The 26,422-nt window shown below is 72.9% G+C and carries 26 protein-coding genes; 16 read left to right on the top strand and 10 right to left on the bottom strand.

Going from position 1 to position 26,422, the window contains the following annotated elements; translation table 11 throughout:
• The first annotated feature begins 7 nt into the window (after positions 1–7).
• Positions 8–943: a DNA recombination protein RmuC gene (locus tag KZQ38_RS18695; protein WP_219443383.1), complete on the top strand. Its 936-nt coding sequence runs from the start codon at positions 8–10 to the stop codon at positions 941–943.
• A gap of 41 nt (positions 944–984) precedes the next feature.
• A complete protein-coding gene (locus KZQ38_RS18690; RefSeq protein WP_219443382.1) occupies positions 985–1,755 on the top strand; it encodes a DUF6542 domain-containing protein in 771 nt (256 codons plus the stop codon).
• Between the two features lie 376 nt (positions 1,756–2,131).
• Here the strand turns inward: KZQ38_RS18690 and KZQ38_RS18685 are convergent, their stop codons facing one another.
• Positions 2,132–3,076, bottom strand: coding sequence for a 4-hydroxy-3-methylbut-2-enyl diphosphate reductase (locus tag KZQ38_RS18685; protein ID WP_219443381.1), 945 nt, complete (start codon positions 3,074–3,076; stop codon positions 2,132–2,134).
• Between the two features lie 64 nt (positions 3,077–3,140).
• Here KZQ38_RS18685 and KZQ38_RS18680 point away from each other — a divergent pair, with 64 nt between their 5' ends.
• The 7 genes from KZQ38_RS18680 to KZQ38_RS18650 all read left to right on the top strand — a co-directional run bounded on the left by KZQ38_RS18680 (position 3,141) and on the right by KZQ38_RS18650 (position 8,202).
• A complete protein-coding gene (locus KZQ38_RS18680; protein ID WP_219443380.1) occupies positions 3,141–3,626 on the top strand; it encodes a lipid droplet-associated protein in 486 nt (161 codons plus the stop codon).
• 6 nt (positions 3,627–3,632) lie between these two features.
• Positions 3,633–4,916, top strand: coding sequence for an exodeoxyribonuclease VII large subunit (gene xseA / locus KZQ38_RS18675; RefSeq protein WP_308258462.1), 1,284 nt, complete (start codon positions 3,633–3,635; stop codon positions 4,914–4,916).
• Positions 4,897–5,292 carry a sugar ABC transporter substrate-binding protein gene (locus KZQ38_RS18670; protein WP_219443379.1) on the top strand — a complete coding sequence of 132 codons (396 nt, stop codon included), beginning with the start codon at positions 4,897–4,899 and terminating at the stop codon, positions 5,290–5,292. Before xseA ends, KZQ38_RS18670 begins: the two co-directional genes overlap by 20 nt.
• Positions 5,289–5,498 carry an exodeoxyribonuclease VII small subunit gene (locus KZQ38_RS18665; protein WP_219443378.1) on the top strand — a complete coding sequence of 70 codons (210 nt, stop codon included), beginning with the start codon at positions 5,289–5,291 and terminating at the stop codon, positions 5,496–5,498. Before KZQ38_RS18670 ends, KZQ38_RS18665 begins: the two co-directional genes overlap by 4 nt.
• 48 nt (positions 5,499–5,546) lie before the next feature.
• Entirely contained in the window at positions 5,547–6,602 is a 1,056-nt protein-coding gene (glpX, locus tag KZQ38_RS18660; RefSeq protein ID WP_219443377.1) for a class II fructose-bisphosphatase, read from the top strand.
• A gap of 117 nt (positions 6,603–6,719) precedes the next feature.
• A complete protein-coding gene (locus tag KZQ38_RS18655) occupies positions 6,720–7,487 on the top strand; it encodes a S1 family peptidase (protein WP_219443553.1) in 768 nt (255 codons plus the stop codon).
• 289 nt (positions 7,488–7,776) lie between these two features.
• The gene (locus KZQ38_RS18650) at positions 7,777–8,202 is read left to right on the top strand and encodes a L,D-transpeptidase (RefSeq protein ID WP_219443376.1); all 426 of its coding nucleotides are present in this window, start codon (positions 7,777–7,779) and stop codon (positions 8,200–8,202) included.
• Between the two features lies 1 nt (position 8,203).
• Here the strand turns inward: KZQ38_RS18650 and KZQ38_RS18645 are convergent, their stop codons facing one another.
• The gene (locus KZQ38_RS18645; RefSeq protein ID WP_219443375.1) at positions 8,204–9,172 is read right to left on the bottom strand and encodes an NAD(P)/FAD-dependent oxidoreductase; all 969 of its coding nucleotides are present in this window, start codon (positions 9,170–9,172) and stop codon (positions 8,204–8,206) included.
• Between the two features lie 65 nt (positions 9,173–9,237).
• On the opposite strand from KZQ38_RS18645, the gene KZQ38_RS18640 reads away from it, so the two are divergent.
• Positions 9,238–10,632: a class II fumarate hydratase gene (locus KZQ38_RS18640; RefSeq protein WP_219443374.1), complete on the top strand. Its 1,395-nt coding sequence runs from the start codon at positions 9,238–9,240 to the stop codon at positions 10,630–10,632.
• Positions 10,633–10,638: 6 nt separating this feature from the next.
• Here KZQ38_RS18640 and KZQ38_RS18635 read toward each other — a convergent pair whose 3' ends face one another.
• Positions 10,639–11,502 carry a DMT family transporter gene (locus tag KZQ38_RS18635; protein ID WP_219443373.1) on the bottom strand — a complete coding sequence of 288 codons (864 nt, stop codon included), beginning with the start codon at positions 11,500–11,502 and terminating at the stop codon, positions 10,639–10,641.
• Positions 11,503–11,549: 47 nt separating this feature from the next.
• On the opposite strand from KZQ38_RS18635, the gene pdxR reads away from it, so the two are divergent.
• Both pdxR and KZQ38_RS18625 read left to right on the top strand, forming a co-directional pair.
• The gene (gene pdxR, locus KZQ38_RS18630; protein ID WP_219443372.1) at positions 11,550–12,941 is read left to right on the top strand and encodes a MocR-like pyridoxine biosynthesis transcription factor PdxR; all 1,392 of its coding nucleotides are present in this window, start codon (positions 11,550–11,552) and stop codon (positions 12,939–12,941) included.
• Between the two features lie 129 nt (positions 12,942–13,070).
• Positions 13,071–13,562, top strand: a complete 492-nt coding sequence (locus KZQ38_RS18625) for an NUDIX domain-containing protein (RefSeq protein ID WP_308258461.1) — start codon at positions 13,071–13,073, stop codon at positions 13,560–13,562.
• Here KZQ38_RS18625 and KZQ38_RS18620 read toward each other — a convergent pair.
• Complete coding sequence (locus KZQ38_RS18620; protein ID WP_219443371.1) at positions 13,559–14,089, bottom strand: P-loop nucleotide/nucleoside kinase family protein; 531 nt, start codon at positions 14,087–14,089, stop codon at positions 13,559–13,561. The genes KZQ38_RS18625 and KZQ38_RS18620 overlap by 4 nt on opposite strands.
• A gap of 49 nt (positions 14,090–14,138) precedes the next feature.
• Between KZQ38_RS18620 and KZQ38_RS18615 the strand changes: the two genes are divergently transcribed.
• Together KZQ38_RS18615 and KZQ38_RS18610 are read left to right on the top strand one after the other, a co-directional pair.
• Positions 14,139–15,644 (top strand): ATP-dependent DNA ligase, encoded by a 1,506-nt coding sequence (locus KZQ38_RS18615; RefSeq protein ID WP_219443370.1) that lies wholly within the window; start codon positions 14,139–14,141, stop codon positions 15,642–15,644.
• A 111-nt stretch (positions 15,645–15,755) separates the two neighbouring features.
• Entirely contained in the window at positions 15,756–17,195 is a 1,440-nt protein-coding gene (locus KZQ38_RS18610; RefSeq protein WP_219443369.1) for a GuaB1 family IMP dehydrogenase-related protein, read from the top strand.
• 39 nt (positions 17,196–17,234) lie between these two features.
• On the opposite strand, the gene KZQ38_RS18605 is transcribed toward KZQ38_RS18610, so the two are convergent.
• The 4 genes from KZQ38_RS18605 to KZQ38_RS18590 form a co-directional block, all read right to left on the bottom strand.
• On the bottom strand, positions 17,235–19,004 hold the full coding sequence (locus KZQ38_RS18605; RefSeq protein WP_219443368.1) for a substrate-binding domain-containing protein: 1,770 nt from the start codon (positions 19,002–19,004) through the stop codon (positions 17,235–17,237).
• Positions 19,001–19,654 carry a TRADD-N-associated membrane domain-containing protein gene (locus tag KZQ38_RS18600; protein WP_219443367.1) on the bottom strand — a complete coding sequence of 218 codons (654 nt, stop codon included), beginning with the start codon at positions 19,652–19,654 and terminating at the stop codon, positions 19,001–19,003. Before KZQ38_RS18600 ends, KZQ38_RS18605 begins: the two co-directional genes overlap by 4 nt.
• Before the next feature lie 122 nt (positions 19,655–19,776).
• The gene (phoH2, locus tag KZQ38_RS18595; RefSeq protein ID WP_219443551.1) at positions 19,777–21,066 is read right to left on the bottom strand and encodes an RNA 5'-3' helicase PhoH2; all 1,290 of its coding nucleotides are present in this window, start codon (positions 21,064–21,066) and stop codon (positions 19,777–19,779) included.
• Positions 21,067–21,539: 473 nt separating this feature from the next.
• Positions 21,540–22,778 (bottom strand): DUF885 domain-containing protein, encoded by a 1,239-nt coding sequence (locus tag KZQ38_RS18590; protein WP_219443366.1) that lies wholly within the window; start codon positions 22,776–22,778, stop codon positions 21,540–21,542.
• A gap of 621 nt (positions 22,779–23,399) precedes the next feature.
• On the opposite strand from KZQ38_RS18590, the gene KZQ38_RS18585 reads away from it, so the two are divergent.
• On the top strand, positions 23,400–23,708 hold the full coding sequence (locus KZQ38_RS18585; protein WP_219443365.1) for a hypothetical protein: 309 nt from the start codon (positions 23,400–23,402) through the stop codon (positions 23,706–23,708).
• A gap of 55 nt (positions 23,709–23,763) precedes the next feature.
• On the opposite strand, the gene KZQ38_RS18580 is transcribed toward KZQ38_RS18585, so the two are convergent.
• Complete coding sequence (locus KZQ38_RS18580; protein ID WP_219443364.1) at positions 23,764–24,543, bottom strand: isoprenyl transferase; 780 nt, start codon at positions 24,541–24,543, stop codon at positions 23,764–23,766.
• Positions 24,544–24,676: 133 nt separating this feature from the next.
• On the opposite strand from KZQ38_RS18580, the gene trhA reads away from it, so the two are divergent.
• Positions 24,677–25,303: a PAQR family membrane homeostasis protein TrhA gene (trhA, locus tag KZQ38_RS18575; protein ID WP_219443550.1), complete on the top strand. Its 627-nt coding sequence runs from the start codon at positions 24,677–24,679 to the stop codon at positions 25,301–25,303.
• A gap of 106 nt (positions 25,304–25,409) precedes the next feature.
• Here the strand turns inward: trhA and KZQ38_RS18570 are convergent, their stop codons facing one another.
• Positions 25,410–26,414, bottom strand: a complete 1,005-nt coding sequence (locus tag KZQ38_RS18570) for a M1 family aminopeptidase (protein ID WP_219443363.1) — start codon at positions 26,412–26,414, stop codon at positions 25,410–25,412.
• Positions 26,415–26,422: the final 8 nt, after the last annotated feature.

The following is a 26,422-nucleotide window of genomic DNA, read 5'->3' as shown; positions in this document are numbered from 1 at the left end:
TCGGGTCATGGCGGCGGTCCTCAGCGCGGTGGCGGTGGTGGTGGCGCTCCTGCTCGCGGGCGCCCTGGTGTTCCTGTGGCGGCTCTACCAGGACTCGGTGCGGCGCGCGGACAAGGCCCTGGCGGACGTGCGGGAGGAGCGGGAGCGCGGCGACGTGTCGCGGGCCGCGCTCCAGCGGTACGAGGTGGCGTTCTCGTCGGTGAGCGGCCGGGGTGAACTCGGCGAGCAGGTGCTGGTGGCGACGGCGCGGGCGCTGGGCCTGCGCGAGGGCGTGCACTTCCGGCTCCAGGTGGACGTGGCGGGCGGCGGCTCGGTGCGGCCGGACCTGGTGCTGGAGGTCGGTGGCGGCCGGCAGGTGCCGGTGGACGCGAAGATGAGCATGGCCACGTGGGCGGAGGCGGTGGAGACCGACGACCCGGCCGAGCGGACCGACGCGCTGCGCGTGCACGTGCGCAACATCCGGGCGCGGGCGGCGGAGCTGGCGGGCAAGGGCTACCAGCGCTGGGCCGACGCCATCTACGGGACGATCATGTTCGTGCCCAACGACGGCGCGGTGGTCGCGGCCCTGGACACCGACCCGGAGCTGCTGCGCTGGCTGCTCGACCGGCGGGTGTTCCTGTGCGGGCCGACCGGGTTCGCGGTGATCGCGTCGGCCGCGATGTTCGCCGTGACCGACCGCGCGCTGGCCGACGACGTGGAGCAGGTGCGCGCCCAGGCGGCACGCGCGCACCGGGCCGCCGACAACGCCATCGACGCGGTGAACCTGTCGTCCACGCACTTGCAGCGGTTCCTGTCGGCGCGGCGGCGGGAGCTGGACGCGTTGGAGAGCTTCCGCGCGGCGGTGGAACCGCTCACCGCGGCGGCGTCGAGCCCCGCGCCGGTCGCGGTGGTGCGGCGGTCGGACGAGGGCGTCAGTGCACCCTTGGACGCCCGCGAGGCGTAATAGAGTGTGTGGCCGATGCCGAAGCCGATCGAGGAGTGGGCGTGACCGCTGCAACGCGCGAGCCGGAGGACGAGGAACTCGACCCCGTCCGCTGGAACGACCGCGCCCTCTTCGGCAACTTCCGCGGGCTGCCGTGGTGGGTCGCGGTGCTGGGCACGTTCGTGCTCGCCATCGTCGGCACCTACGTGGACGTCAGCTCGCAGGCGAAGACGGTAGGCTGGGTCTTCGGGATCACGTTCTTCGTGGGCGCGGTCGGCGCGGTGGTGTTCGTGGAGCGGCGGTCGATGTTCGGCCCGGTCGTCCAGCCGCCGCTGGTGCTGGCCATCGTGGTGCCGCTGGTCCTGATCGTCACGGCGGGCGTGCCCGAGGGCGGCCTGCCCGCCATCGGGTTGAACCTGGGCAAACCGCTGATCGACGGCTTCCCGGCGATGGCGCTGACCACGGCGTGCACGGTGGTCATCGGCATCCTGCGGGTGTCGCTCCAGAAGGACCCGAACCGCCCGACCAAGGACGAGGCCCGCGAGGCCAAGCGCGTGCCCGCCGAGGACAACCCGGAGGACCGCCCGAAGCGCCCCCGCGAGCGCGCCCCGCGCACCCCGGCCGCCGACCGCACGCCCAAGGAGCGGTCCGACCGCGCGCCCAAGGAGCGGTCCCGCGACCCGGAAGACCGCCCCCGCCGCCGCCCGGCCCCGGCGGAGGACGAGCAGCGCCCGAAGCGCCCCCGCCCCCAGGGCGAACGCCGCCGCCCCCAGGACCCGAACCGCGGCGGTCGCCCGCCCCAGCGCCGCCCCCGCCCGCGCGACGACGACTGACGCCCGGCGGCGAGTCCCCGGTCTCACACCACCGGCGCACCGCGCGGGAAACACCGGGCCACACCGCTCCCGGCCCCGCGCCCGCCGAGCCTCGCTCGGCGAACCGCCCACCGGCGCGCCACCCCGCCACCTCCGGCACCGCGCCGACCACCAGCCCCGCGGACCGGGCCAGGCCGCACCGCCAAACCGCCCACCGGCGCACCGCCCCCGCCGCCTCCGGCACCACGCTGACCACCAGCCCCGCGCGCCGGGCCAGGCCGCACCGCCGAACCACCCACCGCACCACCGGCCCGAGCCACCAACTCAGCCCATCACCGGCCCCGGACACGCGTCGACCCCGCCCGGCCACACGGCCGGGCGGGGTCGGCGGAAGCACTCAGCGCACCAGGTCCTTGCGCAGCTCGCGCGGCAGGGCGAACGCGATCTTCTCGTTGGCCGTGGTGATCTCCTCGACCTCGCCGTACCCGTGCCCCGCGAGGAATTCCAGCAGCTCCATCACCAGCACGTCCGGCACGGAAGCGCCCGACGTCACGCCGACCGTCCCCACGCCCTCCAGCCACGCCGGGTCGACCTCGCGGGCGTAGTCCACGAGGTGCGCGGCCCGCGCGCCCGCCTGGAGCGCCACCTCGACCAGCCGCACCGAGTTGGACGAGTTCTTCGAACCCACCACCAGCACGAGGTCGCACTCGGGCGCCATGGTCTTCACCGCGGTCTGCCGGTTGGACGTGGCGTAGCAGATGTCGTCCGACGGCGGCTCCTGGAGATCCGGGAAGCGCTCCTGCAACTGCCGCACGCGCACCATGGTCTCGTCCACGGACAACGTCGTCTGGGACAACCAGACCACCTTGGACGGATCGCGCACCACGACCTTGTCCACGTCCTCCGCCGTGTCCACGAGCTGGATGTGGTCCGGGGCCTCACCCGCGGTGCCCTCGACCTCCTCGTGACCCTCGTGACCGATCAGCAGGATGTCGTAGTCCTCACGCGCGAACCGCTTGGCCTCGTTGTGGACCTTGGTCACCAGCGGGCAGGTGGCGTCGATGGTGCGCAACTGCCGCGCCGCCGCCTCCTGGTGCACGACCGGTGACACACCGTGCGCGGAAAACACCACGAGCGCGCCTTCCGGCACTTCGTCCGTCTCGTTCACGAAAATCGCGCCACGCTTGGACAGCGTCTCCACGACGTGCTTGTTGTGGACGATCTCCTTGCGCACGTAGACCGGAGCACCGTACTGCTCAAGGGCCTTCTCGACGGTGACGACCGCACGGTCCACACCGGCGCAGTAGCCGCGCGGCTTGGCCAGGAGCACTCGCTTGTCCATGTCACCAGGGTACGGGCGTGGCGAAGGTAGGCATCGGCCGCCCGACTGCGGCAGGCTAGAGCCCATGAAGCCACTGCCGCTGCCGGTCCGCCTCGCCGCGGGTCTGGCGGCCACCGCCGTCGAGCAGGCCAGGAGGCTGCCGCAACAACTCGCGGGGCTGCCGGTGACCGTGGTCAGCGAGGCGCTGCAACTGTCGATGCGGGTCCAGCAGCGAGTGACGGAACTCGCCATCAAGGGCGACGACGTCCTGGCCGGGATGCGCCCCGTGGAGGACGAGCCCGAGTGGGCGACGTTCGACGAGGACGAGCCCGCCGAGCCCGACGAGGGCCCGTGGGAGGCGGAGGAGCACGCGTTGTCCGCCGAACCACCCGCCGCGCTGCCGAACTACGACGACCTGACGCTGCCGCAGTTGCGCGCGCGGCTGCGCGCGCTGTCCGCCGAAGACCTCCACCAGCTGTTGGAGTACGAGCGCGCGCACGGCGACCGCCCGGAGTTCACCGGGATGCTGATCCGCCGCATCGCCAACCTCGACGTGCAGAGTGAGCCCTGACAGCCGGTGAGCGTGGAGAGGTCCAACACCGAGAAGTCCAACACCGAGAAGTCCAGTCCGGAGAACCCCTGGCCGGTGCGCACGGTCGCCCGGAAGATCTTCGACTGGATCAACCGCCTCGGCGACGTGTGGGTCGAGGGACAGGTCACCCAGCTCAGCGCGCGTCCCGGCACGGCGACCGCGTTCCTCACCCTGCGCGACCCGTCGGTGGACATGTCCATGACGCTGACCGCGCCGGTGAACCTGGTCCGCGACCTCCAGCTCACCGAGGGCAGCCGGGTCGTCGTGCACGGCAGGCCGAACTTCTTCCCCAACCGGGGCACGCTGAGCCTGCGCGTGGACGAGATCCGCGCGGTCGGCGTCGGCGAGCTGCTGGCCCGCATCGAGCGGCTGAAGAAGCTGCTCGCCGCGGAGGGCCTGTTCGACCCGCGCCGCAAGCGCACGCCGCCGTTCCTGCCGACCAAGGTGGGCTTGATCACGGGCCGGGCGTCGGCGGCCGAGCGGGACGTCCTGACCAACGCGCGCGCCCGCTGGCCGGCGGCCCGGTTCCGGGTGGTCAACGTGGCCGTGCAGGGCGCGTTGGCGGTGCCGCAGATCCTCACCGCCCTGACCACCCTGGACCGCGACCCCGAGGTGGACGTGATCGTGCTCGCCCGCGGCGGCGGCAGCGTGGAGGACCTGCTGCCGTTCTCCGACGAGGCGTTGTGCCGGGCGGTGTCGCAGGCGCGCACGCCGGTGCTGTCGGCCATCGGCCACGAGCCGGACACGCCGCTGGTGGACTACGTCGCGGACGTGCGCTGCTCGACCCCGACCGACGCGGGCAAGCGCGTCGTGCCGGACGTGGCCGAGGAGACGGCACGCGTCCGGCAGATGCGCGACCGCGGTCGTCGCGCGCTGCGCGGCTGGGTGGAGCGGGAGGACCGGCTGCTCGCGGCGTTGCGCAGCCGGCCCGCGCTGGCCGACCCGCACGGGCCGCTGGACCGGCGCGCGCAGGACGTGGACCAGTGGCGCGAGCGGTCCCGGCGGGCGATCCGCAACCGGCTCGACGCCGAGCACGCGGGCCTGGTCGCGACGACGGCGCGCTTGACGACCCTCGGACCGGCCGCCACGCTGGCGCGTGGGTACGCCGTGGTGCAACTCGTGACACCCGACGGGGTGGACGGTGTGGTCCGATCGGTCGCCGACGCACCGGTCGGCGCGCACCTCCGGGTCCGGGTCGCGGACGGCGCGGTGCACGCGGTCGTCCGGGAACCCGAGGAAGGGGGCGGCGATGCCGAACCCGGCAGGTGAGCCCACGTTCCTGCCGCTGACCATGGCCGCCGCCGAGGGCGCCGAGGGCGCGCACGCCGTGCGCGACCGGGCCCGCGCCGCCGACCGGGCCGCCGCCGACTGCTGGCTGTCGCTGGTCGCGGGTTGCGCGTCCGGCGGCCAGGCGCTGGTGGGCAGGCTGCACGACCTGTCCGAGGCGACGTCCGGGTACGCCGGCACGCGCTGGTGGCACGGCTCCGTGCACCGCAGGCGGGTCGTGGAGGCCGAGTCCCGCATCGACGACGCGGTGCGGGAGGGTGACGGCGCGGAGTTCGCGGAGGCGTTCGCGGGTTACGACCAGGCGGTGGCGACCGTCGTGGTGCACGTCCAGAACCGATTGGGGAAGTTGTCCAGGTGAGTGAGCCGGGCTACGAGGAGGCCAGGGACGAACTGGTGGAGGTGGTCCGCAAGTTGGAGGCGGGCGGCCTGTCGCTGGAGGAGTCGCTGAAGTTGTGGGAGCGCGGCGAGGCGCTGGCCAAGACCTGCGAGCGGCAGCTCGCGGGCGCGCGCGAGCGGATCGATCAAGCGCTCGCGGTGGCGGAGGAGGACGTCGCCGAGGCGTGAGCGCGTGCGAGGATTGGTCTACCGGCCGGTAATCGCAGGAGGAGCGCCATGGTGTCCAGCAACAGCCCGTCCGAGCGTCGTCGCGAAGCACCAGACCGGAACCTCGCGCTCGAACTCGTCCGGGTCACCGAGGCGGCGGCGATGGCCGCCGGGCGGTGGGTCGGTCGTGGTGACAAGAACGGCGGTGACGGCGCGGCCGTGGACGCCATGCGCAAGCTGATCGGCACGGTGTCGATGCGTGGCGTGGTGGTGATCGGCGAGGGCGAGAAGGACGAGGCGCCCATGCTGTTCAACGGCGAGGAGGTCGGCAACGGCGACGGTCCGGACTGCGACGTCGCCGTGGACCCGATCGACGGCACCACCCTGATGGCGAAGGGGATGCCCAACGCGCTGGCCGTGCTGGCCGTGGCGGAGCGGGGCGCGATGTTCGACCCGTCGGCGGTCTTCTACATGGAGAAGCTGGCGGTCGGCCCGGAGGCGGCCGACGTCATCGACATCACCGCGCCGATCGCGGAGAACATCCGCCGCGTGGCGAAGGCCAAGCACAGCGACGTGTCCGACGTGACGGTCTGCATCCTCGACCGCCCGCGGCACGAGTCGATCGTCACGCAGGTCCGCGACGCGGGCGCGCGCATCCACTTCATCTCCGACGGCGACGTGGCGGGCGCGATCTCGGCGGCCCGCCCGAACACCGGCATCGACCTGCTGGTCGGCATCGGCGGCACGCCGGAGGGGATCATCGCGGCGGCGGCGCTGAAGTGCATGGGCGGCGCGATCCAGGGCAGGCTGTGGCCGAAGGACGACGACGAGCGGCAGAAGGCCCTCGACGCGGGCCACGACCTCGACCGCGTGCTGTCCACCAACGACCTCGTGCGTGGCGACAACGTGTTCTTCTGCGCGACCGGTGTCACGGACGGTGACCTGGTGCGGGGCGTGCACTACCGCGCCGGCGGCTGCACGACGCAGTCGATCGTGATGCGCTCCAAGTCCGGCACGGTGCGGATGATCGACGGCTTCCACCGGTTGACCAAGCTCCGCGAATACTCGTCGGTGGACTTCGACCCGCGACCGACCGACGAGCCGGTGCTGCCGCCCCTCCCGTAACGCGCTGTTAACAGTCAACGCATTGTTACCGGCCGAACGGCTGTAGTCACGCACTGCTATACGTCCCTAGTTTCCGTTTCGTGCCCGGCCCCCTGCGCCGGGTGCGGAGAGGAAATGATGAAGGTTCGTACCCTGTTGGCCGCGTTCGCGGTCGGTATCGGGGCGGCGCTCGCCACCGCGGGCGGGGCGGCGGCGGCCCCGGCGGCGGACGGCGGCGTGACGCCGTACATCGTCGGCGGCGGCAACGCCACCCAGACGTACTCGTTCATGGTGTCGCTCCAGAGCACCTCGGGCAGCCACTTCTGCGGTGGTTCCCTGATCAAGGCGAACTGGGTCGTGACGGCCAAGCACTGCGTGCAGGGTCGTTCCGCGACGTCGGTCCGCGTCCGGGTCGGCTCGACCAACCGCTCCAGCGGTGGTTCGACGGCGTCCGGTGCGCAGATCGTCACGCACCCGAGCTACGACATCGCCCTGCTGCGCCTGTCCACGAACGTGAGCCAGACGCCGATCGCCGTGTCCGCCTCGTCCGGTGCCAACGGCACCGCCACCCGCATCATCGGCTGGGGGCAGACGTGCGCCCCGCGCGGTTGCGGTGGTGCGCCGACGACGCTCCAGGAGCTGAACACGTCCATCGTGGCGGACAGCAGCTGCCAGGGCATCAGCGGTGCGTACGAGATCTGCACGAACAACCCCGGTGGTCGCGCGGGTGCCTGCTACGGCGACTCGGGTGGCCCGCAGATCAAGTCCGTCAACGGCCAGTGGGAGCTGATCGGCGCCACCAGCCGCGCGGGCAACAGCAGCTCCACCTGCGCCACCGGCCCGTCCATCTACATGGACGTCCCGGCGTTCCGCTCGTGGATCAGCCAGAACGCGGGTTCCGTCTGAGCCGCGCGCTGAGTCCGGTGTCCTGACCGGGGGGCCGTCCCGTTCGCGGGGCGGCCCTCCGCCGTTCACGGGGCAAGCGGGAGCCACGCGCCGGGCGCCCTGACCGGAGGTCGCCCTGTCCGTCCGGCACCCCGACCAGGGCCGGCCGTTCGCGCCGCGGCACCGGTCGCGAGGCACGCGTGAGCCGCCCCGTTCGCGGAGCGGCGCTCGGCCGTTCGGGGGGCTCGGGGTCACGACCGGTTGCCGCACTCCCCCGGCGGGTACCCGGCCGCCGAGGGAGTGATTCGAGATGAGGAAGCTCGGCACCGCGATCGCCGCGCTGGCCTTGACCTTCGGCTTCGCGGCACCCGCTCAAGCAGCGACCGGCACGCCCTGCTCCATCCAGGAAGGCGCGTGCCTCCGGCTGTCCACCAACGAGGCATGGCTGATCTACCACGGCCAGGCGAGTTACGGGCCCGTGCCGGTGACCCACGGCCGACCCGGTTTCGAAACGCCCACCGGCACGTTTTCCGTGCTGCGCAAGGTGAAGGACGAGTGGAGCAAGCCCTACAACGCCCCGATGCCGTACTCGGTGTACTTCACCGACAACGGCATCGCGTTCCACGAGGGCAGCCTGACCGAGCAGTCGCACGGCTGCGTGCACCTGTCGCACGAGGCGGCGGTGACGTTCTTCGACAACCTGTTCCCGGGCGAGCAGGTCCAGGTCGTGCGGTGAATCAGGCGTTGCTGGAGTGCCCCGGGAACAGGTGGGCTTCGGGGTTGAGCGCCACGGCGATGTTGTTGACCGCCGTGGCGGCCTCGCCGAAACCGGTCGCGATCAGCTTGACCTTCCCGGGGTACTGGGCCACGTCGCCCGCCGCGTAGACCCGTTCGCGCGCGGTGCGCATGGTGGAGTCCACGACGATGGCCCGGTGGTCCAGTTCCAGGCCCCACGACTCGATCGGCCCGAGGTCAGCGGTGAACCCGAGCGCGGCCACCACGGTCTGCGCGGGCAGCACCCGGCGGTCACCGGACTTCAGGCCCAGCTCGACCTCCGCCACGTGGCCGTCACCGCGCACCGCCAGCACCTCCGCGTCGGTGATGACCGGCACGCCGAGGTCGCGGACCTGCCGCACGGTCGGCGGGTGCGCGCGGAAGGTGGCCCGGCGGTGCACGACGGTGACGCTGGCCGCGATCGGGTGCAGGGCCAGCGCCCAGTCGAACGCCGAGTCGCCGCCGCCGACCACGACGACGTCCTGTCCGGTGTGGACGTCGAGCGCGGGCACGAAGTGCACCACGCCCCGGTCCAGCCACCCCGCGCCGGCCGGCAGCGGGCGCGGCTTGAACTCGCCGATGCCGGCCGTGACCAGCACCGCGCCCGCGCGCACCGCGCCGCCGTCGGCGAGCCCGACCACCAGCTTGTCGTCCACTGTGGACAGCGTGCGCGCCTGGCGGCCGAGCAGGTACGCCGGGTTCCACTGGCCCGCCTGCTCCACCAGGGCGGTCACCAGCTCCCGGCCGCGCACGGCGGGGAACCCGGCCACGTCGAAGATCATCTTTTCGGGGTACATCGCGGTGATCTGGCCGCCCGCCTCGGGCAGCGAGTCGACCAGCGCCACGGACAAGTCCCGGAATCCCGCGTAGTAAGCGGCGAACAGCCCCGTCGGTCCGGCTCCGACGACGAGCAGGTCGACCTCTAGGTCCATGTCCACGACCATAGGTGTTCGAGGCCACTGTGCCCAGTAAGGCAAGCCGGTCCAAACTCGGTGGTATGGGTGAACAGGAGTTCCGCGTCGAGCACGACACCATGGGCGAGGTCCGGGTGCCCGCCGACGCCTTGTGGCGGGCGCAGACACAACGCGCCGTGGAGAACTTCCCGGTGTCCGGGCGGGGCCTGGAGAGGTCCCAGATCCGTGCGCTCGGCCTGCTCAAGGCCGCTGCCGCGCGGGTGAACCGGGACCTGGGCGTGCTGCCCGCGGACCTGGCGGACGCGATCGCCGCCGCCGCCGACGAGGTGGCCGCGGGCGAGCACGACGCGCACTTCCCCGTGGACGTGTTCCAGACCGGTTCCGGAACGTCGTCGAACATGAACGCCAACGAGGTCATCGCCACCCTGGCGTCCCGTGCGCTCGGTCGGGACGTGCACCCGAACGACCACGTCAACGCCTCGCAGTCGTCCAACGACACGTTCCCGACGACCTTGCGCGTGGCCGCCGCGGAAGCCGTGGCGACGGACGTGGTCCCGGCGCTGGAACACCTCGCCGGCGTGTTGGAAACCCGGGCGGCGGAGTGGTCGGACCTCGTCAAGTCCGGGCGCACGCACCTGATGGACGCGGTGCCCGTGACCCTCGGCCAGGAGGCCGGCGCGTGGGCCGCGCAGGTGCGGTACGGGGTCGAACGGCTGACCGCGAGCCTGCCCCGGCTGGCGGAGCTGCCGATCGGCGGCACGGCCGTGGGCAGCGGTCTCAACGCGCCGGAGGGCTTCGGCGCGGCCGTCGCGGCGGAGCTGGCGCGGGTCACCGGCCTGCCGCTGACCGAGGCGCGCGACCACTTCGAGGCGCAGGCCACCCAGGACGGCGTGGTGGAGGCGTCCGGTCAGCTGCGGGCGACCGCCGTCGGCCTGTTCAAGATCGCGAACGACCTGCGCTGGTTGGGTTCGGGACCGCGCACGGGTCTCGGCGAGCTGGCGCTGCCGGACCTCCAGCCGGGTTCCTCGATCATGCCGGGCAAGGTGAACCCGGTGATCCCGGAGGCCACGATGATGGTGGTGGCCCAGGTGATCGGCAACGACGCCGCGGTGGCGTTCGCGGGCACGCAGGGCAACTTCCAGCTCAACGTGATGCTGCCGGTGATCGCGCGCAACGTGCTGGAGTCGGCGCGCCTGCTGGCCGCCGTGGCGCGGTTGCTGGCGGACAAGGTGCTCACCGGCGTTGAGCCGCAGGCGGACCGGATGCGTGAGTACGCCGAGTCCTCCCCGTCGATCGTGACGCCGCTCAACCGGTACCTCGGGTACGAGGAGGCGGCGTCGATCGCGAAGCAGTCGTTGCGGGAGCGCAAGACCATCCGCCAGGTCGTGCTGGAACGCGGCCACGTGCCGGGCAAGCTGACCGAGGAGCAGTTGGACGAAGCCCTCGACGTGCTGCGGATGGCACGCGGCGGTCGCTGACGCGGGTCAGGCGGGCACCGGTTCCGGTGCCCGCCGACGCAACCCGATCACGCAGCCCACGCCCACGGCGACCACGCCCAGCACGGCCGCCGCGGTGGGCCGCTGGGCGCCGAGCACCACCGACGCCGCCAGCCCGGCGACCGGCATCAGGCCGATCAACACCCCCGCGCGGTCCGCGCCGAGCCGCGCGACGGCGAAGTACCACAGCCCGAACGCGACCGCCGTGACGGCGACGCCCAGCACCACCAGCGCGCCCGCCTCCCGCGTGGTCGGGAGCTGCCACCCGCCCGCGAACGTGCCGACGAGCCCACCCGCCGCCGCCGCGAGGAAGCAGCACCACGTGGCCACCGCGACCCCGCCGAGCCGACGCACCACGCCCACCGCGAACAACGTGAACGACGCCTCGCCGAGCATGGTCAGCACGGCCAGCACGAGACCGGGCCCCCGCCACGCGCCGCCACCGGACAGCACGACGATCCCGACCACCACGACGACCGCGCCCAGCACCGGTGCGACGGCGGGCCGCCGTCCCGCGACCAGTGGCGCGACCACCGCCAGCACCAGCGGGCTCGCGCCCAGGACGGCGGCCACGAAGCCGGGTTCGGCGTACCGCTGCGCGTAGAGCACGCACGCGTTGAAGCCGAGCATCCCGGTGATCACCAGTGCGCCCAACGCCCACCAGTCGCGTCGTGCGGGCACCACGAGCTTCCCGCCGCGAGACAACGTCCACGCGAGCAGGACGACGCCGCCCAGCGCGTAACGCATGGCCTGGCCGGTGAGGAACGGGTAGCCCTGGAGCATCCCCGTGACGGGGACGGAAGCGCCCACGAGCACCGAGGTCACGGCGCCGGACGCGATGGCGGATCTCATGTGGATCACCCTCGCCGACAGGTGGTCCAGGTTTAAGCTCCACTTCGATGGTCGCCAATTGGACCACTTATCGCGAGCTGCTGCTGCCCGGCCTCACCGGTCGCCGGGCCGTGGAGTCCGCGCTGCGGCACGCCGTCCGCGACGGCAGGCTCAAACCGGGCACGCGGCTGCCGTCCAGCCGGGACCTGGCCGGGCAGCTCGGGGTGGCGCGCGGCACCGTGACGGCGGCGTACGCGCAACTCGTCGGCGAGGGTTACCTCGTGGCCAAGCGCGGGTCGGGCACCACCGTCGCGGCCACGTGGCCCGGCACGCCCGACGAGGAGCCGGAGCGCGCGCGGCGCTGGCGGATCGACCTGCGGCCGGGGCTGCCCGCGCTCAACGCGTTCCCGCGCGAGGAGTGGCTCCAGGCCCAGAAGAGCGCGTTGCGCGACCTGCCGGTGGAGGAGCTGGGTTACCCCGACCCGGCGGGTTTCCGCGCGTTGCGCGAAGAACTCGCCGACTACCTGGGTCGGGTCCGGGCGGTCGCGGCGCGGCCGGCGGACGTGGTGGTGGTGAACGGGGCGGCGGAAGGCATGTCCCTGCTGGGCCGGGTGTTGCGGGAGCGGGGGCACCGCGGCATCGCCGTCGAGGACCCGAGCCACGCCGGGGTGGCCGACATGTTCGCCTCGCACGGTCTCGCCGTGCACCCGATCCCCGTGGACGACAAGGGTTTGCGCGTCGACGCGCTGGCCGCGGCGGACTGCCGCGCGGTGCTGGTGACGGCCGCGCACCAGTTCCCGCTGGGCGTCGTGCTGCACCCCGAGCGGCGGCGGGCGCTGCTGGCCTGGGCGCGTGCCCGCGACGGCGTCGTGATCGAGGACGACTACGACGCCGAGCACCGCTACGACCGCCCGGCGCTGGGCGCGATGCAGGCGCTCGCCCCGGCCCACGTGGTCTACCAGGGCAGCGCCAGCAAGGTCCTCGCACCCGCGTTGCGGCTCGGCTGGCTGGTCCTGCCGCCTGCCCTGCGCGACACCGTCGTGGAGCACAAGCGGTTGGACGACCTCGGCTGCGGCACGCTGCACCAGGCGGCGTTCGCGCGGTTGCTGCGCACCGGCGGCTACGACCGCCACCTGCGCCGCACCCGGCAGCTCTACCGGGCGCGGCGGGACGCGTTGCTGGACGAGCTGGCCCGCGTGCTGCCGGCGTGGACGCCGATCGGGGTCGCGGCCGGGTTGCACGTCGTGCTGCGGATGCCGGCCGGCGTGGACGACGTGGCGGTGCAGGCCCGGTTGGCCGCGCGGGGCGTGCACGCGCCCGCGCTGGCGAACTACACCCGCCGGCCGGCGTTCCCCGGCCTGGTCGTGGGTTACGCGGCACTAACCCCGGACCGCCTCCGCCAGGCCGTCCACGACCTCCACGCCGCCGCCCCGCCCGGTCCGCGCGGAGCACCCCGCTAGGGCGTGTCCGCAAAGCCGGAGCGCGGCCCGCCCCTCCGGCAAGACGAAGACAGCGATCGGGACAGGCCCCTAATTATCAGGCAGGCTCCCTGGAAGTTTCGCGCGAGGACAGGCCCTAGGGTGCCGAAGGTGTCATCACCGAACCTGCGCCGCACCGCTCGCGCGATCGTCCTGGACCAGGACGACCGCGTGCTGCTCGGCCGCCTGGCGCTCCCCGGCACGACGGTGGTCTGGGCGGCCCCCGGTGGCGGCGTCGAAGCCGGCGAGACGCCGCTCACCACCCTGCGCCGCGAGCTGCACGAGGAGATCGGCCTCGACGCCTTCGACGTCGACCCGCGGCCGGTGTGGCGTCAGCAGGCCGTCGGGCCGGCGTACGCGCCGGGCTACGACGGCGTGGTGAGCGACTACTTCCTCCTCCGCACCCCGGCGTTCACACCCCGCGGCGCGCTGACCGACGAGGAGCTGGCGGCCGAGCACATCAGCGGCTGGCGCTGGTGGTCCCTGCCGGAGGTCGTCGGTCATCGCGGTCCCGACCTGTTCTCGCCCCGCGACCTCGCCACGCCCCTGGCGGCGCTGCTCACGCACGGCGCGCCCGCCACCCCGGTCGCGCTCGGGCTCTAAGCGGTCAGGTGACGAGACGCGGCCAGCACCTCGTCGGCCAGCTCGGCCGGCGTGAGCCGGTCCGAGCGCAACACGACCGTGCCCTCCGGCTGGCGGGCGGCGGCAGTCGGGTCCAGCCGGCTCAGGGCCCAGTCGAGGGCGTCACCGGCCGACTGGCCGGCGGGCGCCGGGCGGGCGCTGATCCGCTGCTCCAGCACGTCGACGTCCGCGTCCAGGAAGACGTGCAGGACCTCCTCACCCGCGGCGGCCAGGCCGTCCAGGACCTCCGCCCGGTAGGCGTCGCGGACCAGTGACATCGGCACGATGAGCGTGTGCGCGTGGTGCCTGCGCAACGACAGCGCCGTCGCGACGACCAGCTCCCGCCAGCTCGGCAGGTCCTGGAAGTCCTCGTTCGGCGGCAGCCACCTCCACAGCATGACGCCGACGTCCTCGGGGTCGTACACGACCGCGTCCGGGAGCCGCCGGTGCAGCTCGGCCGCCAGCGTCGTCTTGCCCGCGCCGAACCCGCCGTTGAGCCAGATGATCACCCTCACAAGGTAGCCGGTGCCACCGCTCCCCCCGGTGCACGATGTACCCATGCTGCTCGCCGAACTCGTCGCCACGTCCGCCGCCGTGGCGGCGACGCGCTCCCGCCTGGCCAAGGTCGACGCCCTGGCGGAGTCGGTGCGCCGGATGAGCACGCCCGCCGTCGTGTCGTTCCTGGTCGGCCTGCCCAGCCAGGGCCGGATCGGCGCGGGCTACCGCACCGTCCACGGGATCACGCCGCCGCCGGCCGCCGAGCCGGAGCTGACCGTGGCCGAGGTGGACGAGGCGTTGGGCGCGTACGCGGCCATCAGCGGGAAGGGTTCGGCGCAGCGGCGGCTCGACCTGCTCACCGGCCTGTTCACCCGCGCCACCGCGCCCGAGCAGGACTTCCTGCGCCGCCTGCTGACCGGCGAGCTGCGGCAGGGCGCGTTGGAGGGCGTGATGCTCGACGCCATCGCGCGGGCGGCCGAGGTGCCGGGCGAGGTGGTGCGGCGGGCGTTCATGCTCTCCGGCAGCCTGCCGCAGACGGCGGTCGCGGCGCGGGCGGGCGAGGCCGCGCTGGCGGCGTTCCGGCTGGAGGTGGGCCGCCCGGTGCGGCCGATGCTCGCGTCGCCCGCCGAGTCGCTGCCCGCCGCGCTGGCCGAGCTGGGCGAGTGCGTGGTGGAGCACAAGCTGGACGGCGCGCGCATCCAGGTGCACCGCGCCGGTGACGAGGTTCGTGTCTTCACGCGGACGCTGCGTGAGATCACCGCGACCGTGCCCGAGCTGGTCGACCTCGTCCGCGGCCTGCCGTGCACGTCCGTGGTGCTCGACGGGGAGACGCTGGCGCTGACCGACGAGGGCAAGCCCCGGCCGTTCCAGGAGACGATGAGCCGGTTCGGCGCGTTGCTGGGTTCGGCCGACCCGCGGTCCCTGCTGCTCAGCCCGTTCTTCTTCGACTGCCTGCACCTGAACGGGGCGGACCTGCTGGACGAGCCGTTGCGCGACCGCCTCGCCGCCCTGCGGGAGGTGGCGGGCGACCACGTCATCGCCGGCGTGGCGAACCCCGACGAGCCGCGCGCGGCGCGGGAGCTGGCCGACGCGCTCGCCGCGGGCCACGAGGGCGTGGTGGTCAAGGCCCTCGACGCGCCGTACGCGGCCGGCCGCCGGGGTCGGGCGTGGCAGAAGGTGAAACCGGTGCACACGCTCGACCTGGTGGTGCTGGGCGTCGAATGGGGCAGCGGTCGGCGGCGTGGCCTGCTGTCCAACCTGTGGCTGGGCGCGCGCGACCCGGACGGCGGTCCGCCGATCATGGTCGGCAAGACCTTCAAGGGGCTGACCGACGAACTGCTGGCGTGGCAGACCCGGGAACTGCTGGCGATCGCCACGGAGCGGACCGACTGGCTGGTCACCGTCCGACCGGAACTGGTGATCGAGATCGAGCTGGACGGCGTCCAGACCAGCACCCGGTACCCCGGCGGCGTGGCCCTGCGCTTCGCCCGGGTCCTCCGCTACCGCCCGGACAAGACGCCCGACGAGGCCGACACCATCACGGCGGTCCGGGCGCTGCTCCCCTGACGCATCGCGTCGTTTGGAGGATCACACGAAACCGGGGCCCGTTCCGCGGGTCGTGGTAGGACCGCGCGGCCAAAGGCGGCAGCGGGTGGACGCGGGTAGTGTCAAAGTCTCGTGCGATTCATCGAAGGGCATCGGCCCAGCTACGACTTGACCTACGACGACGTGTTCCTGGTACCCGGCCGGTCGGCCGTGGAGTCCCGGTTCGGCGTCGACCTGTCGACCTCCGACGGCACGGGGGCGACCATCCCGGTCGTGGTCGCGAACATGACCGCGGTCGCCGGGCGGCGGATGGCGGAGACGGTGGCGCGGCGCGGTGGGCTGGTGGTGCTGCCCCAGGACGTCGCGCCGGACGCCGTCGCCGAGATCGTGTCCTGGGTGAAGGACCGCCACGCGGTCTGGGACACGCCGCTGACCCTGGCACCCGACGACTCCGTGGCCGACGCCCACAACCTGCTGCACAAGCGGGCGCACGGTGCGATCGTCGTCGTGGACGAGGACGGGCGGCCCACCGGCGTGGTGGACGAGGCCGCGTGCACCGGCGTCGACCGCTTCACCCGGCTGCGGGACGTCGCGGACGAGCGCGTCGTCACGCTGCCGATCGACACCCCGCCGCGCGAGGTGTTCACGCGCCTGCACGGCGGCACGCAGCGGATCGCGCTGGGCGTCGACGTCGACGGCCGACTGCGTGGCGTCATGACGGAGCTGGGCGCGTTGCGCGCCGAGGTGTACCAGCCCGCGGTGGACGTCGAGGGCAGGCTCCGCGTCGCGGCGGCCATCGGCGTCAACGGCGACGTGCGCGCCAAGGCGGCCGAGCTGCTGAAGGCCGGTGTGGACACCCTCGTCGTGGACACCGCGCACGGCCACCAGGAAAAGATGATCACCGCGTTGCGCGCGGTGCGCGCGGCGTCGCCGACCGTGCCCGTGGTCGCGGGCAACGTGGTCACCGCCGAGGGCGTGCGCGACCTGGTCGAGGCGGGCGCGGACGTGGTGAAGGTCGGTGTCGGGCCCGGTGCCATGTGCACCACCCGCATGATGACCGGCGTGGGCCGGCCGCAGTTCTCGGCGGTCGCGGAGTGCGCCGCGCAGGCCCGCGCGCTGGGCAAGCACGTGTGGGCGGACGGCGGTGTGCGTCACCCGAGGGACGTGGCCCTCGCGCTCGCGGCCGGCGCCAGCGCGGCCATGGTGGGCTCGTGGTTCGCGGGCACCTACGAGTCGCCCGGCGACCTGCACAGCGACGAGTCGGGCCGGCTCTACAAGGAGTCGTTCGGCATGGCGTCGAAGCGCGCCGTCAGCGCGCGCACCCAGGGCGACGACGCGTTCGAGCGCGCCCGCAAGGGCCTGTTCGAGGAGGGCATCTCGACGTCCCGGATGCGCCTGGACCCCACCCGCCCCGGCGTGGAGGACCTGCTGGACTCGATCACCGCGGGCGTCCGCTCGGCCTGCACCTACGCCGGCGCGGGCACCCTGGAGGAGTTCCACGAGCGGGCCGTCCTGGGCGTCCAGTCGGCGGCCGGCTTCGCGGAGGGACGCCCCCGCCCCGCGGGCTGGTGACCGCACTGGCCGGGGGGAGCGGCCCGCGCTCCCCCCGGGTCAGAAGTTCGACAGCACGTCGGCCATGACCGACTCGATGCGCGCGGCGTCGGTGGAGTCGTAGAAACCGCCCCGCGCGGCCGTGGAGATCGCTTCCAGGGCGCGGCGGTCGGCTTCGTCGCCGTACGCGATGGAGAACACCCGCACCACGCGGTCCTTGTCGGCGGCGCGCAACGCGTTCTCCAGGCCGGTCAGCCCGTCGGGCCGGGGAGGCTCGTTGCGACCGTCGGAGAGCACCACCACGGCGTTGATCCGGCTCGCGTCGAAGCGGCCGCGCACGTCGTCCACGGCGGCCCGCGTCGACTCGTACAGCTCGGTCGCCCCGGTCGGCTGGAGGCCGTCCACGGCGCGGCCGAACGCGTCCCGCACCACGCCCACCGCCCCGGCCCCGACCCGTTCCCGCCACGGCCGGGCATCGGTGCCCAAGGGGCTGCTGAACTCCCACAACGCCAGCGTGTCGTCCTCGGTGAGCTGCTCCGGCACCAGGCGCGCGGCGTCCCTGGCCAGGTCCAGCCTGGTCCGCGCGACCGGGTCGACCAGCTTCTCCATCGACTTCGACACGTCCACCAGCAGCAGCACGTTGGCCCGCCGCCGGTTGCGCTGCCACAGCTCCCGCACCCCGTCGGACACCTCCAACGCGGGCGTGCGCACCAGTCGGAACGCGGGGTTCGCGATCGTGCCGTTGGCCTCGACGTGCCGCTCGCCGGGCTTGCCCTCGCCGTCCCGGAAACCGTCCTCGGCGAACATCTCCTTCTGCTCCTGCGCGTAGGCCAGGAAGCCCTCGGCGGCACGCTTCTCCTCGTCCGTCACCCACTCGCCGTCGACCACGATCGCCGGGTTGTCGGACACGGCGGTGCCGTCGGTCGGGAACACCGCGGCCAACTTCACCTGCGGCGGGGTCCGCGCCCGCGAGTCGCCGACCAGGACGCCCCGGTTGTAGTCCAGGACGACCTTCTCCTCCAGCGGCACGGCGCTGACGTAGTCCAGCGCCCGCCCCTCCTGGTCCGCCGCGTACAGGTTGTGCACGAACACCGACGAGCGCTTGCCGTAGTGCACGGCGGTGTTCTCCAGCGCACGCAGGCCGGCCGCGACGGCCGGGTCCTCCAACGCGGGCAGGGTGAGCGCGTCGCTGGTGCCGGACAGGGCGCCGGCGGTGGCGATGGTGGCGAGCAGGCCGGCGGTGGAGTGCACGGGGTTCGTCTTGCCGATCTTGAACGCGCCCCACGGCTTGCCGCGCGAGCCCCAGCCGTCCGGCTGCCGCGCCAGCGCGATCATGTCCCGCCAGCCGATCGCGCCCTCGGGCCAGCCGAGTTCGCGGGCCATCGGCTCGGGCATGGCGATCACGATCGGCGACGAGGCCAGCGACACCGGGTTGTCCGGCACGGACCGCACCCGGCCGGGCCGGGTGGCGATGGCCGAGCGCAGGCTGTCCACCCAGTACCGGGACGACGGGCTCCACAGCTCGGGCCGCGCGTCCGGGTCGGCGGTCAACGCGACCACCGTTTCCTGCGACGAGCGGGCCGTCACCTCGACGTCGACGCACCGCCCGTCGACCCGGTGGTCGGATTCCTTGTAGCGCTTGGCGATCTCGATTAACAGCGGCGTCTTCTCGTCCGACGACCACATGCTCAGCGGCAGGCAGTCGTCGTCGGCGGGCGCGTCGCCCGGACCGCTCAGCGCGAGGATCCCGCCCACCAGGATGAACACGACGGCGAGCGCGCCGAGCACGATCGGCAGTCGTCGGCGTCGCTGCACTGCGGCTGCGTTCACTGCGCCTCCGTTGTGGTGGGTTCGCCGACCGGCTCACCGCCGAGCAGCCAGCGCCCGATGTCCGCGAGGAACGCCTCGCGGGTGGTGGTGTCGGTGATGTCGGCCGCCACGGCGAGCGCGGCACGTGCCCGCACGACGCGGTCGGCCTCGGACTGGGCGCGGTCGAGCATGGCGGACGTGCGTGCGCGCGTGGCCTTGGTCTCGACGAAGAACAGGGCGGCCATCATTTCGCAGACGACGCCGCTGATCACGCCCGCCAGGGCGACGTCCCGGTCCACCGCGAGCAGCCACACCACGGAGCCGATGACCACCAGGAACCCGACGGCCGCGGCGGTCATGCCGACGCGGAAGCTGGTGGCGCTCTGCCGCAGCGCGGCCTCGGAGTTGCGCAGGTACAGGTCGAGCTGAGTGCGTGCGGTCTCCGTCGCGTGCTGCTCCCACTTGGCGACCTGCGGCGGCGCGGTGGCGCCCTGCGGCGCGGCGAGCAGCTCCTTGGTCGCCTGCACGTCCTCGGCCACGAGCTGCTGGCGGTCCTTGGAGCCGGTGACCTGCGACCGGACGGCCAGCACGGCGGCGGCGACCGCGGCGATCATGCCGACGGCCAGCACGCTGTAACCCAGGTACTGCGCGGTGTCCATCGCGACCGGCATGGTCGTCACAGTACCGGGGTCGGCGTGCCCGGTCCGCCATATTCGTCATTAATGGAATCCGGTGAACAACGGGGAAATGGAGGCTTTCCAGCCGGGAAAGCCTCCATTTCGTCACACCCGCGTCAGGACGCGTAGTCCTCCAGCATCTCGGTCACCAGCGCCGCGATCGGCGACCGCTCGGACCGGCTCAGCGTCACGTGCGCGAACAGCGGGTGCCCCTTCAGCTTCTCGATCACCGCGGCCACGCCGTCGTGCCGGCCGACCCGCAGGTTGTCCCGCTGCGCCACGTCGTGGGTCAGCACCACCCGCGAGTTGGCGCCCAGCCGGGACAGCACGGTCAGCAGCACGTTGCGCTCCAGCGACTGCGCCTCGTCCACGATCACGAACGAGTCGTGCAGCGAGCGGCCCCGGATGTGGGTCAGCGGCAGGACCTCCAGCATCCCGCGGTCCATGATCTCCTCGACCACGTCCTGGCTGACCAGCGCGCCGAGCGTGTCGAAGACCGCCTGCGCCCACGGCTGCATCTTCTCGCTCTCGGAACCGGGCAGGTAGCCCAGCTCCTGCCCGCCCACCGCGTACAGCGGGCGGAACACGACGACCTTGCGGTGCTGGCGGCGCTCCATGACCGCCTCCAGGCCCGCGCACAACGCCAACGCCGACTTGCCGGTGCCCGCGCGCCCGCCCAGCGAGACGATGCCGACATCGGTGTCCAGCAGCAGGTCCAGGGCGACGCGCTGCTCGGCGGACCGGCCGTGCAGCCCGAACGCCTCCCGGTCGCCGCGCACCAGGCGGACCTGCTTGTCCGGCGTGACCCGGCCCAGGGCGCTCGACGTGCCCGCGAGCAGCCGCAGGCCGCTGTGGCACGGCAGCTCCGCCACGTGGGCGAGGTCGAACGCGGCCGGGTCGACCACACCCTCCTTGTAGAGCGCGTCCACCGCGGACTGGTCCACGTCCACGTCGGACATGCCCGTGTAGCCGGACAGCGTCACATCGTGGGCGCGGTACTCCTCGGCCGCCAGGCCCACCGCGCCCGCCTTGACGCGCAGCGGCATGTCCTTGGTGACCAGGGTGACGGAGTTGCCCTCGGCGGCGAGGTTGAGGGCGCAGGCCAGGATCCGGGCGTCGTTGGAGTCCGTGCGGAAACCCGCGGGCAACACCTCCGGGTCGGAGTGGTTCAGCTCGACGCGCACCGTCCCGCCCTGGTCGCCGATGGGGACCGGGTGGTCCAGGCGACCGTGCTGTAGCCGCAGGTCGTCGAGCAGGCGCAGCGCTTCCCGCGCGAACCAGCCCAGCTCGGGGTGGTGGCGCTTGCCCTCCAGCTCGCTGATCACCACGAGCGGCAGCACGACCTCGTGCTCCGCGAACCGCGTGGTGGCCAGGGGGTCGGAGAGCAGCACGGAGGTGTCCACCACGTACGTCTGGTTGGTCGGCGCGCTCTTGCGCCGGGAAGTGCTGCGCGATGAGCCTGAGGAACGGCTCGCGGGTCGTCGTGCGTTCACGGCAACTCCTTCACGAACGCGGCACCCGCGTCCGCTCCTCGCTGGGCCAGGCACCACCCCGATCGACCGGCACGCCGTCAGGCGCGTCGGCCACGAGGGCCGGGTGCCGGCCCCCTCGCGCTCGCCTCCACCGGCGGAACCGGCGTTCGGACCACAGCCACGATCAGGGCCTCCCTGCGCGGTCCGCAGTGGACGCGGTCCGCCAAGTCGGAAGTTACCTCCGGATGCACCCGGTTTGCAGGCAGCCAGGCAGGTGATTCCCCAATTCGTCACGTGACCGCACATCGGCGGTCACTTACCACCCGATGTAGCGACTGGGCGTGACCAATAGGACGCTCAACGTGGTCCGTGCAGCTCAGTAGCGGTACTCCGGACGGCCGGCGGCGTCACGGGTGGTGACATGACGGCCCGTCGAGGCCGTTCCGGAGGTCGTCCTGGAGGGTCGCGGGCACCAGCGGTTCGTCCAGAAGTCTCAGGTAACGCTCAGCCGCCGTCCCAGCAAGTGGACGCCGGTCCAGCCACGCGCGGACCAGGCGCGCGCCCTCCACGTAGGTCGTCGTGTACGCCCGCCACAGCGGGTCGGCGAGGAACCGGACCATGTGCCGCGCCCGCCGCTCGGGCACCAGCAGCCAGCGGCACAGGTGCGCCACCACGTCGTCCTCCGCCGCACGCCGGTCGTGCAGCAGCAGCGCCGCGTCCTGCCGGACGCCGGCCAGCCCGGCGACCGCCGCCTCCACCCGCTCCGCCTGGTCGCCCTCCATGCGCAGGCCGACCTCGCCGAGCACCAGCTCGGTCCACCGGCCCCAGCCGGGCCCGACCACCGCGTGCAGGCCCAGCTCGGCCGCGCCCTCGGCCATCAGGCACTGCGGCGTGTTGATCAGGAACAGCGACTGCTCGGCGTGGCCGCGCGCGTCGACCAGCCCGGCGTCCTTGCGGCAGTGCTCGGTGTGGTGGCCGGGGTAGGACTCGTGCGCCACCAGGTGCGGCAGGTTGGACATCCGGTGGCCCAGGTCGGCGTTGATCGCCACCCGCGACCGGAAGCCGCCGAGGTAGTGGTTGAAGCCGCTCCACGGCCGGTCGGCGACGACCTCGTACTCCACGGCCTCGCCCGCGGGCAGCCCGAACCGCCGCCCGACCAGGTCGCGCAGGGCGGCGGACAGGGCGTGCACGGCCCGGCCCAGCTTGCGCGGCGGCACCACGTCGTAGGCGCGGTGGTCGGCCAGGCGCTCGGCCAGCGGACCCGGGCCGGGCAGCACCTCGTGCAGCCGGGCGTGCGCGGCCCGGTACTCGTCCGGCTCGCCCATCGCCACGTCCACCTGGAAGTACGCGCGCACCTCCGCCACGTACGGCACGTCCACACCGGCCAGCCGGCGTGCCGCGCACTCCACCGCGGTCAGGTGGGCGTCCAGGAAGCGCTCGCGCACCGGTGCCAGGCCGGCGGCGGGCAGCTCGCGGCGCAGCGACGCCGCCTGCCGGGCCAGCGCCACCGGGTGCGGGCGGGGTTCGCGGGCGACGGCGCGCCGCAGCTCCGGGTCGCCGGTGTAGGAGTCGACCAGGCCGGGGCGCAGCCGGTCGAGGCGCAGGCCGAGCGCCAGGTACTCGCGCACCAGCGCGTTGCCGTCCATGAGCAGGGGAGCTTACGAGCCGTTCGGTCGTATTACCACGGGAACTCCCGGCGCGATGAACTCCGACCCGGAAGAACAACCGAAGAGGGGATGCTGATCACCTCGCGCGTCACACAATGGGGTAATGGGGCTCCCGGCGGCTTTGTCCTTCGGTAACTTCTCCACCGCGAGGACCCCGCGCGCCCCGGAGATTTCCCCCAGTCCCCGGAAAGCGCGGGGATATCCGACACCGAGGAGAGGCAAGTGCTGAAGGAGGTTGGCGCCGGGACCGTCCCCGCGGCGGCAGGCGTGCCGCCGCTCGGACCCCCGGCGCACGTGGCGGGCACCGGAACCGGGAGCCGCAGGTCAGCGCACCCGACGGCGACGACCTGAACACCGTCCCGGACCGGTGCGGCGGCCACGTGCCCGCCTCCCTCCCGCCGCTCTCGCCGAACCAGGCGGAGAACCGCGCCGTGGGCGTCGCCGACGGTGTCGCCTCCGACTGAGCGCGGGTTCCCCCGAATTTGCCGATTTCCGCACCACGACACGCCGACATTCACACTATGGGGTCGTGACGCGGTGCGCCCCCCGCGGGTCGACTAATTTCCCACCCAAAGAAAGAACTACGCAAGGAGGCATGACGTGCTGAAGAAGGCTGGCGCGGTCGCCGCTCTCGCGGCAGGCGTGATGATGGTCGGCTCCCCGGCGTTCGCCGGTGAGCCCGAGCACGACTGGCACGGGCACCACGACGGGCACCACGGCAACCACCACTTCAACCAGGGCCACATCGTCTCGTTGTTGAACGGCAACAACGTGAACGCCGTCGTCGGCCTCTGCAACAACGACATCCCGATCATCGGCCTCATCGTGCCGATCGCGTCGCCCGAGACCACGGGCAACTGCGCCGCGGGCGGCATCTCCGATGGTCACGACAACAACGTCGGAGGCTGAGCACGGCCGGACCGGAGGGGCGCCTCAGCGGGGCGCCCCTTTGGCGCGTCCGGTGTCAGGAGCCGAAGCGGCGGTGGCGTACCGCGTAGTCGCGCAGGGCGCGGAGGAAGTCGGTGCGGCGGAACTCCGGCCAGTACGCCTCGCAGAACCAGAACTCCGAGTGCGCCGACTGCCACAGCATGAACCCGGACAGCCGCTGCTCGCCGGACGTGCGGATGAGCAGGTCCGGGTCGGGCTGGCCGGACGTGTACAGGTGCTCGGCGATGTGGTCGACGTCCAGCACCTCCGCCAGCTCCTCGATCGTGCCGCCCGACTCGGCGTGCTTGGTGAGCAGCTTGCGCACGGCGTCGGCGATCTCCTGCCGCCCGCCGTAGCCGACGGCGACGTTCACCTCCAGGCCGGTGCGGTCCCTGGTGCGCAGCGACGCGGCGGACAGCCGGGCGGCGGTCTCCGTGGGCAGCAGGTCCAGCGCGCCGACGTGCCGCACGCGCCACGGGTTACCCGGCTCGGCGATCTCGTCGACGATGTCGGCGATGATGCCCAGCAGCGGGTCCAGCTCCTCCGGCGGCCGATTCAGGTTGTCCGTGGAGAGCATCCACAGCGTGACCACCTCGACCTCGGCCTCGCGGCACCAGGTGAGCAGCTCCAGGATCTTCCGCGCACCCGCCCGGTGGCCGTGCGCGACGTCCGCGAACCCGGCCTCCTTCGCCCACCGCCGGTTGCCGTCCAGCACCACGCCGACGTGCCTGGGCCGTTGCTTGCCGTCGAGCCATCGGTTGAGCCGGTACTCGTAACCCTTGAGGAGGACGCTCTTGACTCGTTCGCGAAGACCCACGCTGGAAGAGCGTACGCCGGGTGGCCGCAGTCACGCCGACGCGTGCTGACCCCGCTACCTACGCTCCCGTAACCTCGCTCGGGTGACCACGTCCACGCTCCCCCAGCCGCCGGCACCAGCGCTGCGCCCCCGGATGCGCGGGTGGCTGCACTTCTGGTCGTTCGTCGTGTCCGTGGTGACCGGGGCGGCGTTGATCGCCCTGGCCGCGGCGACCGTGTCCGCGAAGGCGGCTCTCGCGACGTCCGTGTACGGGGCGACCGTCGTCGGCCTGTTCGGCGTGAGCGCGCTGTACCACCGGGTGAACTGGCGCAGCGTCCGGGCGCGGACGTGGATGAAGCGCATGGACCACTCGATGATCTTCGTGTTCATCGCCGGCACGTACACCCCGTTCACCCTGCTGGCGATGCCACCGGCGACCGGCAAGGTGGTGCTGGCGGTGGTGTGGCTGGGCGCGTTGGGCGGCGTGACCCTGAAGCTGGCGTGGCCCCACGCGCCGCGGTGGCTCGGGGTGCCGATCTACATCGCGCTGGGCTGGGTGGCCGTCTTCGTGCTGCCGGACCTGCTGCACAGCGCGGGCTGGGCGGCGTTGATCCTGCTCGTCGCCGGCGGCCTCCTGTACACGGCCGGGGCGATCTTCTACGCGTCCCGCTGGCCGAACCCCTGGCCCCAGGTCTTCGGCTACCACGAGTTCTTCCACGCGGCCACCGTCCTGGCCGCCCTCTGCCACTACATCGCCATCTGGCTGGCGATGTACGCCTGACCGGGGCGTGGCCGCGACGGCTTCGCCGCCCTGCCGACGGCTGCGGCGCCGGGGGTCAGGACGGCGAAGGCCGGAGGTCGGGCCGTGCCGACCGGCGATGTGCGCCCTACTCGCTCAGGCACGCCTTCAACTCCGCCCACCCCGCGTTGGTGTGCGCATAACGGCTCAGGAACGTCGATAACCCCGATAACAGCGTCTCCCGCCCCATGGTGTCCTCCACGGCCCGCACGTGCGCCAAGTGCGGCACGTAAGGCCGATCCGGCCAAGGGGTGTTCTCCGGTATCGCCCACGGGTCGACACCGGGCACGAACTGCTCCGTCGCCAACCTGCTCAGGTACGTCGCCAACGCCTCCACCAGCCACGGCTCGGCGTTCACCAGGTTCCCCGACCACGCGTGCGCGACCTCGTGGCTGAGCACCGTGGCGGCGTACTTCGGTTCACGCGTGGCCAACGCGTCGAACACCGCGTCGTCGAACATGATCAAGCCCGGGGACGAGAAGGCGAGGTGCGGGAATTCCGGCACGAACACCGCGTCGCACTTCTCGTACGGGTACGGCACGCCCAGCACCGATTCGAAGAACGCGACCGAGTCCTCGATCAGCCGCGACACCACCCGACCCCGGTCGCGCTCGCCCGCACGCGACCGCATCACGTGCACGCCCTCCCCGACCTCCACCCACGGCCCGACCGCGGCGGTGATCGTGTAGGGCGGGATCGGGGCGGCGGTGCTGTTGGTGAGCACCACGCCCGGCGCGTCGACGGTCAGGTTCACGCGGCTGCGCGTGGTCTGGTCGACGCACGGGAACGTCCACCCCGCCGAATCCGGGTAGTGCAACGCGTACAGGTACGTCGCGCCGTCGACCTCGACCCGGCGGAAGCCGCGGTCGCGGTGGTAGGCGAAATCGGCGTCGACCTCCAGCACGCCGTCCACGTCGAGCGCCAGCCGCGCGCCGTCCCACGGCACGTGCCACCCGTTCAGCAACGCCTCGCGCAACGACACCGCCGACAGCTCGGCGTAGGCACGCGTTCCCTTGAAGCGCACGGACGTCCGACCGCGGAACGTCGGCGCCGCCGGGTCGAGATCCCACGTGATGTCGTACGAGATGGTCATGATCTCCC

The sequence above is a fragment of the Saccharothrix obliqua genome (assembly GCF_019375475.1).
GTDB classification, from domain to species: Bacteria; Actinomycetota; Actinomycetes; order Mycobacteriales; family Pseudonocardiaceae; genus Actinosynnema; species Actinosynnema obliqua.
Note: the sequence above shows the minus strand (reverse complement) of the source record. Positions and strands in the feature narration are given on the sequence as shown.